Raw genomic sequence first — 10,502 nt, forward strand, 5'->3', positions numbered from 1 at the left:
TACAATCAAAGGCGGCCAACTATACTCCTAAGCTCCCCATGGTTCGTTCCGGTATCGGTATTCGTACCGCGCAAAAAAACTCAGAGCGCATGGTGGGGCAGATCCATGTCTACGATGGCGAAGGTAAAGGTAAATCCCAGGTGGCGTTGGGGGTGGTTCTGCGTTCCATTGGCTTAGGTATCCAAACTTTTATGGAAAGTCGGGTGCTGCTGTTGCGGTTTCTGAAAGGCCCCGGACGCACCTATGACGAAGATGCCGCCATTGAGGCATTGCAACGGGGCTTTCCCCACCTGATCGATCAGGTGCGTACGGGACGAGCTGAGTATTTTGGAGCTGACGACATTACTAAGTTTGATAAGCAAGAAGCACAGCGAGGCTGGGATGTGGCGAAGGGAGCGATCGCATCGGGCCTCTATTCTGTTGTGGTGCTGGATGAGTTAAACCCGGTCCTTGACCTGGGACTGCTGGACATTGACGATGTTGTCCGTACCCTGCGACGCAAGCCTGACTATTTAGAAATTATTGCAACCGGGCGTAGTGCCCCTGTCGCCTTGCTAGAGGTGGCCGATCTACACTCGGAGATGAAACCCCAACACTATGCCACCTCCGAGATTCCAGGTCTCACTGGCATTGAAATTTACACCGGAGACGGCAAAGGAAAATCCACCAGCGCCCTGGGCAAAGCGCTACAGGCCATCGGCATTGGCATCAGCCAGGACAAGTCTCACCGGGTGATGATCATTCAGTGGCTAAAGGGAGGAAAGGGATATACCGAGGATTCAGCCATTGCCGCCCTGCGTCAGAGCTACCCGAACCTGGTGGACCACCAACGTTGTGGGCGGGATGCCATTGTCTGGCGCGGTCAGCAGCAAACCATTGACTATGTGGAGGCTGAGCGCGGCTGGGAAATCGCTCGCACAGCCATTGCTTCGGGCCTATACAAAACCATCATTTTGGATGAACTCAACCCCACCGTAGACCTGGAACTCTTGCCAGAAGAGCCCATTATCCAGGCATTATTGCGTAAACCGAAGGATACCCAAGTAATCATCACGGGTCGGTGCAAAAACCCCCCAGCCTACTTTCAATTGGCCAGTGCCCATTCCGAAGTATTTAACCACAAACACTATGCAGAGCGGGGTGTGGAACTCAAACGTGGTGTAGATTTTTAAGCCGCATATTTAACAGATTTCTGGCATGATTTCTGGCATATAGATGCGTTAGGATCTCACCAGCAGTTTTTATTTCCGGTATCTAAACTATGGCAAAGGTAGAGATCTACACTTGGATGACCTGCCCTTTCTGTATTCGCGCCAAGCGACTTTTAGACAGCAAAGGTGTTGATTATCTTGAGCATATAATTGATGGGGACGAAGAAGCACGGGATGCTATGGTGGCCCGTGGGTCTGATGGTAAACGTTCAGTTCCTCAGATTTTTATTAATGACGAGCATGTTGGCGGCTGTGATTCGCTCCATGCCCTGGATGCTAGTCAGAAGCTAGATGAGCTGCTAGCAGTCTCAGCGTAGATTATTATTGATAATAATTTTGTGATAGGGGCGCACAGCTGTGCGCCCCTACGTGTAAATACTTTCAGCTGCCTAGCAACATTTCTAAACGCCACAGACCAACAGCGCATAGATGCTGACAGTAGCGGCCAATTAAGCGCTTCTCCTCAAACGATGGACGGCAGTCAAGATGGCTGTAACGAACAACTGCAATTGCAATTTCTTTGGCGTGATCCTGGGGGACACCAACTCTCATCAGGCGCTGCCAATGCTTGATTCCTATACGCTTAAGCTTTGCTCGCTTAGAGCCTTTGGAAATGGATTTTGTTTTTCTTTCTAATAAAACAGCTGCTGGTGACTGCATAAGATCCCCCTCCACATAAGCGGGTAAGTGTGACTCAGGAAACAACAAATCTTATAGAACACCGTGGGACCGTTAGATTGCTGACTCCATGTAAAGCCTTTACAAAAACCGTGAAGACTATGTTTTTAAATTTATTCAACCTGCGAAAAGGTTGGTGTGATTTGCTCCCATATCTTTGGGGTGATTGATCACACAGACCCTGTGTACCCCGTCAGTTCCATTGTTAAATACCTAAGCACAAGCGTTTGAACTTCCCTAAAATTGCAGAGATGACAATCTCGCAGCACAAATATGTTGCTGGTATTGATCAATTAAATATTTTTGTGTCTTGGATGGGGTGCTATCTAAATAGATGAAGTGAACAATTGCGATCGCAAGTTCCCTAGCGTCTTTAAAGGGCACACCTTGATTGATTAAACAACGCCAACAACGAGCTCCCATCCGCTGCATAGTAGATGCCTTAACAGCTGGCATTGGATAGTTGTTCGCTTGAAAGCGAGCAGGGTTAGGTAGAGATAAAGACTGCATAATGCGACGTTTTTCCAGGTGTAGTGGTTGATGCGTAGGTAGAAATGACACGTCAGCCAAGTAAGGCCTGACTGCAAGTTGTTATCGTTAAACAACCGTTATTGACTAACACTGTCATTTGAAACACCCTTGATACAAAGAATAGGAAATCCACGCCAGCAAAACCATCAGCAATCCTAGTAATCGTTTACGCCAAAAAGCGTAATGTATATCCTGGGCTACGGTGGATACATATCAAATTAGGTTTATGCAGTCCGTAATACATTTATGAATATCTATTAAAACAGCGTTAAGTATAAGTCTCCTAACGCTGCTCAACTGGATTATTTAGGGTAGCCCTCACCTATATGACTGACTCCCATGTCTGCACTTTCAGCTGCATCTTTGCAATAAACTTGCCTTAAATGGTGGGCTGTCGTCCAAAGAAACCGGTCATCACTCGCAAAAGCATGCGTTTGAGGGGGGCCGTATGTTCAATCACCCAGAACCCTGACTGGCGGAGCCACCGCAGCGGCAGAATACTATTAGAAAACATCCGATTGAGAAGATCGGTCATGCCTAAAATCAGCCAGTTCTCAGTGCGCCGCCAACGTTCGTAACGCTTCAGTACTTGGATATCAGCAATGGATTCTTGGCGACTGTGGGCAGTCTGCAAAACTGTTGCCAGGGCCGCCGCATCACGAATCCCCATATTCAGCCCTTGCCCCCCCACGGGATGACAACAGTGCGCCGCATCCCCCACCAGGGCCAGACCCGGTTTTACATAGTGATGGCTTTGCATTAATTGCACAGGAAATATCATGGGAGGATTTAACATTTTCAAGTCGCCCATGTCGTCACCATAACGCCGACGTAGCTCAGCCATAAAGGCCTTTTCGGGGAGATCTACCATGGCTTGGGCTTCAGCATGGGGAGCTGTCCAAACCACCTGACACCGATTACCAGGAAGCGGCAGAATAGCAAACGGGCCACTGGGCCAAAACTTTTCGTAAGCCGTATTCTGATGGGACTTAGCTGGGGCCAATACCGTGGTGATACAGGATTGCCAATACGCCCATCCGGCGGTTTGAATTCCGGCATAGTTGCGAATTTGGGAACGGGCACCATCGGCCCCCACTAACAGGCGGGCACGTAAGACTTGTCGCTCACCCCCTCGCTCTAAGGTCAGCTCCGTCGCCGTTGGTGTTGATTGGATATCAACTACCGTCGTTTCATAGTAGGTTGTGATGCACTGAATGTGGGGTACTAAGCCCTGAAGAGCCTGAATCAAAACTGGATGCTCTGCGCTATAGTAAACCACCTCAGCTGGGCTATCACTGGGATAAAAATTAACCGCCTGGCCATGGTCTGAATCAGACATACGAACGCGCTGATAGTGGGTGATGTTGGGGCCCACCTGGTCCCATACCCCCAGCTGTTGAAAGATGCGCGCCGACACGAGAGAAAACGCATAGGCGCGATCGCGAGCAGCCGTTCCCGCCTGACTCTGAGTTTCAATAATGGTTACCGATAGCCCGCTATGGCGAAGCGCACAGGCTAAGGTCAATCCCACTATACCGGCCCCGACAATAGCAACATCAGTTTGGGCAATCTGCTGTTGATGGGCGGTTGTTTCGTTAGGGTAGCTAGCAGTAGAAGTGTTCAAAGTTACAGGTTATAACATAACTACTTATATTTTTGCGCGTTCATTTAATAGTGGCAACTTTAGTTTTGTTGGGTGCCCATCTTAGGCGAGACACCCTGAACAGTATGTGTGCTGATTTAAAGGATGCATCGGTCTAAAGCTATGGCTATTTCACGATGTTTTATGACTGATGTTTTATGACTAAAGTCATCCCGAGGATCAGCAATGCCATCCTAAAAATAGGCAGTAGCTCAAATGGGCCCATTTAGATACCCCCAAGCGGGTAGACCTCCTTCGTTTAGCCATTGGATTGTGCAGCAATATGGATTGAAACTACGGTGTGGTCGAGTATTTTTCGAGAATGCTAGAACTGCTAAGGGCAAAGCTCTGTGCTGTGTGTTTTTGCTTTGTTTTTCAGTTATGTTCTCCTGAAGTTAGCCGTTAGTTATGGGTATTCAACAATTTATGTACCGTTACAGCCACCGTTGGTTGGCACTTGCCTGCTTGGGTAGTTTGGTCTGGTTGGGCGTGGCCCTGCCGGTGCGATCGCAATCTCCCCAAATGTGCATCAATGAGAAAAATGATTATCTGCGCTACCGGATTACTGAACGAACTGAATGGGGCCGTATCGCCCTGGACAAAGGCTATATCCAGTCTGCCGTCGAGCATCTAACCCAGGGACTGGAGTTGTCGAAGGCCACTGATAGTAATATCAGAGCAGGGATTTTAGAGAATTTTATTCTTGAAAATGGTGTCAATATCGATGAGGGTATCCGTGAGGTGGATACTCTGATTAAGCTTGGCGACACTGCTGCCGCCCGCACTGTGCTGACATCAGCCAACACCTTAGTCCAGGGAATACCGGACGATTACAGGTTTGAAAAAAGTGGTTTGTTAACAAAAACCGCCGCAGGCTATGCCGCCCTGGGAGAGCAAACAACAGCTCTAGATCTACTCTCCCAGGCGCGACAACTTGCCGCCAATGTGCAGGGGGCAGGGCTGCAAACAACAGCATTAACGATGGTTGGCCGACAATATGCGGCTGTTGGTGCGGGTGCGATCGCGATCGAAGTTGCCAACCAAGCCTTACAACAGGCTGAGACCATTAACCCTCAAGACTCAGACAGGCAGTCTCAAACCTTGGCAGCCATTGCTGTCATTTACGCTGAAGCGGGAGATATAGGTCAGGCCCTACAGCTAGCGAAGTCTATCGAGCAGCCTTACGCCCAAGAAAATGCCATGGGCAGTATTGCTCTATCAGCGGCTCGACTGGGGCAAATGGACCAGGCCGCCGATCTAGTACAGCAACTGACACTGGACGAGCCGACGATCGAAGCATCCAAGAACATTGGTGTATACCTGGCCAAACGCGATGATCAGGCCCAGGCCCAGCTATATTTTGATCAGGCCATTACGGCCATTGCCAACCATGGTTATCCAGGGCCACTTTTTACCGAAACGATGCTGGATGCTGGCCTTTCTGAAACAACCATGAAGGCACTTGCGGTTGCTCCAGGGGGTCAGTTCAAAGTTGATGGCCTCATGGATTTGGCCACCTACTATGCCAACGTTGAAAACAATAAAGCTGTAGCCAGCGATGCCTTACAGCAGGCCATGACGGCAACGGCTGAGGTGGAACAGGATTACATGCAACGTGATCTGTGGGAGAAAATCTATAAGCGTGCCATTGAGCTAGAAAATTATGACCTGGCCCTTGCAGCCGTTGACATGTTAGTTGCCAAAGGTCTGTCATTTAACGAGATTGAAGATTACACCACCATTGCCGTTGCCGCCGCTAAGTCGGGGCAAATAGAATCTGCCCTCAAGGCAACTGAACAGATTGACCCCAGTTACATCGCCAACACAAATCGAGCCTGGGGTGAGATTGCCGTGGCCTATGCCGTTGCTGGAGACTTTGACACCGCCTTTACCACAGTGGAGAAAACCAAGTCTTTCCCTGGCCCTGATTATGTTAGAGCATTGGTCAGGATTGGCTTGCAACAACAACAGGGCGGTTTATTAGAAGCAGCGGATGTCACAGTAGAGCAGGCACATCAAGTGGCGCAGGCCATAGACAATGAACCCGATCAGTTGATAGCGTTAAATGCCATTGCTCTGGAACATGCCAGAATGGGGCTGACTGAAGCGGCTAATAACTTTTTGGAGCCGGTCTTGGTAACTCTAAAGGCGCAATCAACCGATGATTTGTGGATGTTACAACCATTGGTTGAGGCTTGGGCCGAAATTGGGGAATATGGCTTTGCAGTGCAGATGTTAGATGCAGTGCCAGAAGAGTATCCTGAAAGTCCTCGCTGGAAAACATGGCTGGTTGATCGCTTAATTGAAGATCAAGAAGACTATGCCACTGCGTTAGAGGTGATTGAATCCCGTGAGGATTCTGCCATTAAAGCGGCTGAAATGATGCGAGTGGCAGAACTCTATTTTCGAGATGGTAAGACTGACCAAACTTTAAAGATTTTGAATCGGGTTGCTAATGCTTCTGAGGTCGGTGTAGATCAGTGGCTACGCATGGCTGAGTTGTATAGCTATCTGGGACAGACGGAGTCCATTGTGCCGCTGTTGGATCGGGCCTTTGAGGTGGCTAAGACAGTCCCTGGTGAAGAGTCTCAGGTGATTTATCTGCGTGAGAATTTGGCGGTTGATGATGAACAGGATCGGGGTAGTCTCTATGAGAAAATTGCGGTTGCCTATGGCAGGAACGGGTCGTACGATCGGGGCTTGGCTGTTGCGGAACAGTTACAGGATACGCTAAATCGTAATCAGACGATGGATCGGCTGAATTGTTATCGTGATTTTTGAGGGTTTGAATGTTTTATAGGGTGGGTTATTGTCTGTGGTTGTGTGCGATCGCATTCCAACCCACCACCCCCGTAGGTTGGGTTGTACCCCATCAAGATATGTCGCACCTTGCCAAAATTCCCATTAACCCAACATTACCGACTTGGCACAGAATTTACATCAAGATTGGTTGTGAAGCTCAAGACCACTCCTAAAGTTTATTTGGCAGAGATGAGAGCGCTCTCAAAGGCTTGGCGATACTTGGTTCCCCTTGCCAAGGGGAACCGTCAGGGAGGGGTTTTCGAGACTTGGCACTAGTGGTCGAGACCCCTTCGCCTACGGCACCTCCCCTTACCAAGGGGAGGACGTTGTTTAATATGCTTTTAGCCGATATTTCGTTACCCGCTCACTCCTCAATCCACTCGCACCCGCTTGCTTAAAATTGCCATCATCTCATTGGGTCGCCCTGTGGGCAGCGGTTTACTCCAGTCGTTGGGCTCTGCATAGTGGAGCTTATGCAACAGGGCAATGGTATTACGGATGGCGGTAAGGCTGCCGAATAGGGTGTGGTTAACGGTTTCGTATTGGTAGTCGGGCAGGGGATTGTTGGCAGGCGGAACGTTAAACGCGCCTTGGGCGTTGTCTTGAAACATGGGTTCTGGTTCTCCGATTGGGTACAAGGCCTCGGCCTCTTACGAGAAGAGGTATGAGGCTTAAGGAAAGCCAGAACCTAAGAACTCAGCCACCCCGCGAATTGTTTTGCTAATCGAGGTGACTGAGGCATAATAATGCCCAGACTCCAGATTGGCTACGGCTTTCTGGGGGTTAGCCATCGGTACGGTGTTGCCGCACCTACCGATGGTGCCAAATTATTAGGTTCTAGTGAGAGCGTCGTGAGTGTCACGACATTAGACGAAAGTAGGACAAAATTCTGTTGTAGTCAAGTGTGAGGTAAAGGGTCAGATAAGTATATGAGAACTGATAAAACTAACTAATTGAAGACTCGGTATGTGAGCATATGGTTGAATGGCCAGACTAATTCCGTAAAATTTGGAGTTGTAGTGTTTAAAGGGTTTACAGAATAAAGGTTTAGACTTAGATAGATAGGTTTGTATTTCATCTCTATCCCTACTTTCAGAGACTGCTTTCAGGCTTCTGGTTCTGCTAGGGGCTAAGAACTAGGATAAGATTTTCTTTACTTCATAAATTACATCTTCGAAAGTAGAATCAAGTTGGCCAGAATCAAGTTCAATTGTTACTGGTTGCACAATAAAATCTCTTAAAATATTTATAAGTTGACTGATATTCCTACAAGTCATCGAGTACAAATCGATATCATCTCTAATACCTATAGTATTGGCGATATCTACAGTTTTAATTTTTTCCTTTAATTCTCTAGCTTTTTCTTCCCAATATTCTACATACTCAAGAATAGCAATCGGATCGTAAATATTTGAATCCTCAAAAATAATTGGAACGATTCTCTCCTTTACTTTTCTATTATTAGCAATCTCATTTAACTCAAACATACAATACCTAGAGCGTAGGTAATCACGACTTATTATTGCGACAATACATTTCCCTTGACCGATCCGTCTCATGAAGCTTTTCAAGGAATCTTTATAGCGTAATTCTTCTGAATCTCTAATGATATTAATATTTTCATCTTTAATCATCTCAAAAATTTTATCAGCGACTTGGCCACTAGCGCCATTTCGGGCATAGCTAATATACACCTCATTTCTGGGATTTAAATCCTTAGGCTCTTGGAAAGATAAATTCATTTTTCTGTCTAACATTACATTAATGAAATTTACCTTAAATAAAATCTCTCGAAAGTCAAATAAATTAACTTCTTCTAATATGTTTATTGCCTTTTTAAAATCTTCTTTAGTATGGATAAAAACTGTGTAATAACAATACTTTATTCCCTTTTTTTTCAATTCAGAAATCAATTCAATCAATTCACTTCTGTCAAAGCTGATATTTCTAAAAAGCTTTGTGATAAGCCAAATCTTATTCCTATAAGATCTAGTCCTGAATTCTACAGGATTTACACCTAAGCTCCTTTCTTCTTTGATCTTTATATTATTTATGGCACAGTATTCACCAATAAATATCCTGAACAAATCCTGCGCATCAGCTTCATATCTAAAAATGAAAGATTGTTTCTCTGATACTGTTGACTTTTCATCTTCTTGTTTCCATAACAATTTATATCCATCATGCTCTTCAACAAACAATTTTAATTGTAAAAATATTTTATCTAGGGATGTTGATAATTCCTCCTCTGTGTTACATGAAATGGTTTGAATAGGATTTCCATAGATAAACTTAGATATTGTTCTAGGAAAACCATATAAATTATCATCATCCTTTTTTAGATCATACGGAATATACTCCTTTTCACTATTTTCTACAAAATTTATATATTCACTCACTTTGTCAGGATTTTGGGAGGCATACTCAATAATTTTCCCTTTTCTATACTTTTCTTTTTTCCTTTTTGCTTTGCTTTTTTGCTCTAATTGATGATTCTCAAGATTGTTATGAATTTTAGCATTCAGATTAGCTCTTAGTTGCTTATTAGAGCGACTTTCAATATATCCGTAAAACTCTTTAGAACTAATTGAAGGGATTTTTCGAAGGAAGGCTTTCGGGACTAGGATGATGGATTTTTTATTAAAAGGATTGAATGGTAGATTGATTAGTTGATGATCCCACTCATATTCATCAAAGTCGAAATCAATATTTTTGACTTGAAGAAGTTTAGTAGGTATATTTAAATTCCTACATATATCTAAAGTATATTCAACTAATTCTCTTTTTATAAGATTTGCTGTTGCATCACTAATTTTGTCTTTGCCTATTCCTGGTGTGAAAATCTCGATTTCTTCAAAATGTTTAGGAGGAGAGTTAGTTCTTTTGGATCGTCTAATGAGTGCATTAGCTAATTTCATGGCAAAATCAATAGCCATCCCTGCTCCTTTAGTATCTCTTTTAGAGAAACCCAAACATACTTCTTCTACTTCAGGGAATAAAAGTATCTCGTATATTAGACTCTTATAATTTGGTGGGAAATTTTCTGTTTTTTTATCTGCTTCCGATGGTACCTTCTCAATCTCAGAAGCTTTATTGAAGGCAGCTTCAAAAAAACGCATAAATTTATTTTTACAGCTTCTAAATCGCGATTCTTTTGATTTAAATACTAGGCAAGGATCTATACATAAATGTGTATCTCTATCTAGACGGAGATCAAACCAATCATCATCATCAGAAACAGATATGCCATATAGTTCTGAAAATAAAAGTTTATCTTTCATTATGTTATCCCTAGATTTTATTCAGTTGACTTTAGGACTTGATTAAGAAAACTCTTTGCCTCTTGTGCTTCAGCAAAAGCTTCGTTATATGCTGAAAAAGCTTTTGCATATCTTTCAATAATCTTGAGGCTTGTTTTTACCTCTGTGAATTCAATTTCAGTCAAAAATCTATCTTCGAATAAGAGCTCTATACATTCTCTTGCATTATTAAATTGTTTAAATAATTCTTGAGGGCACCTCTATTTATTAGGCTTCTGAAAAATCGAGTCTCATCTGAGACTGTTATCCTCCCCTTTTTTTAGATGTTGAAGGGTTCCAAACGGACAAAATCTGTTCATGGGGGCTGTTTTAGAGCTG

The 10,502-nt window shown here is 44.7% G+C and carries 9 protein-coding genes; 3 read left to right on the forward strand and 6 right to left on the reverse strand.

The window, feature by feature from the left end; genetic code table 11:
* Positions 1-38 precede the first annotated feature (38 nt).
* Positions 39-1,172, forward strand: a complete 1,134-nt coding sequence (locus QGP82_RS34945; RefSeq protein WP_163671647.1) for a cob(I)yrinic acid a,c-diamide adenosyltransferase — start codon at positions 39-41, stop codon at positions 1,170-1,172.
* Positions 1,173-1,261: 89 nt separating this feature from the next.
* Positions 1,262-1,528 (forward strand): glutaredoxin 3, encoded by a 267-nt coding sequence (gene grxC, locus QGP82_RS34950; RefSeq protein ID WP_163664259.1) that lies wholly within the window; start codon positions 1,262-1,264, stop codon positions 1,526-1,528.
* Positions 1,529-1,592: 64 nt separating this feature from the next.
* On the opposite strand, the gene QGP82_RS34955 is transcribed toward grxC, so the two are convergent.
* The 3 genes from QGP82_RS34955 to QGP82_RS34965 form a co-directional block, all read right to left on the reverse strand.
* Positions 1,593-1,871 carry a hypothetical protein gene (locus QGP82_RS34955; RefSeq protein WP_006514800.1) on the reverse strand — a complete coding sequence of 93 codons (279 nt, stop codon included), beginning with the start codon at positions 1,869-1,871 and terminating at the stop codon, positions 1,593-1,595.
* A gap of 255 nt (positions 1,872-2,126) precedes the next feature.
* Positions 2,127-2,459 (reverse strand): hypothetical protein, encoded by a 333-nt coding sequence (locus tag QGP82_RS34960; RefSeq protein WP_499062364.1) that lies wholly within the window; start codon positions 2,457-2,459, stop codon positions 2,127-2,129.
* A gap of 340 nt (positions 2,460-2,799) precedes the next feature.
* Positions 2,800-4,044, reverse strand: coding sequence for an FAD-dependent hydroxylase (locus tag QGP82_RS34965; protein WP_499062365.1), 1,245 nt, complete (start codon positions 4,042-4,044; stop codon positions 2,800-2,802).
* A 426-nt stretch (positions 4,045-4,470) separates the two neighbouring features.
* Here QGP82_RS34965 and QGP82_RS34970 point away from each other — a divergent pair, with 426 nt between their 5' ends.
* Positions 4,471-6,843, forward strand: a complete 2,373-nt coding sequence (locus QGP82_RS34970; protein ID WP_499062366.1) for a tetratricopeptide repeat protein — start codon at positions 4,471-4,473, stop codon at positions 6,841-6,843.
* A 392-nt stretch (positions 6,844-7,235) separates the two neighbouring features.
* Here QGP82_RS34970 and QGP82_RS34975 read toward each other — a convergent pair whose 3' ends face one another.
* From QGP82_RS34975 to QGP82_RS34985, 3 genes are all read right to left on the reverse strand, one after another.
* Positions 7,236-7,475 carry a hypothetical protein gene (locus QGP82_RS34975; protein ID WP_499062367.1) on the reverse strand — a complete coding sequence of 80 codons (240 nt, stop codon included), beginning with the start codon at positions 7,473-7,475 and terminating at the stop codon, positions 7,236-7,238.
* 525 nt (positions 7,476-8,000) lie between these two features.
* Complete coding sequence (locus QGP82_RS34980; protein WP_499062368.1) at positions 8,001-10,145, reverse strand: toll/interleukin-1 receptor domain-containing protein; 2,145 nt, start codon at positions 10,143-10,145, stop codon at positions 8,001-8,003.
* Positions 10,146-10,162: 17 nt separating this feature from the next.
* The gene (locus QGP82_RS34985; protein ID WP_499062369.1) at positions 10,163-10,309 is read right to left on the reverse strand and encodes a hypothetical protein; all 147 of its coding nucleotides are present in this window, start codon (positions 10,307-10,309) and stop codon (positions 10,163-10,165) included.
* Between the last annotated feature and the right edge of the window lie 193 nt (positions 10,310-10,502).

Origin of the sequence: Leptothoe sp. LEGE 181152, from assembly GCF_032906605.1 — a bacterium.
Taxonomy (GTDB): Bacteria; Cyanobacteriota; Cyanobacteriia; order Phormidesmidales; family Phormidesmidaceae; genus Leptothoe; species Leptothoe turfae.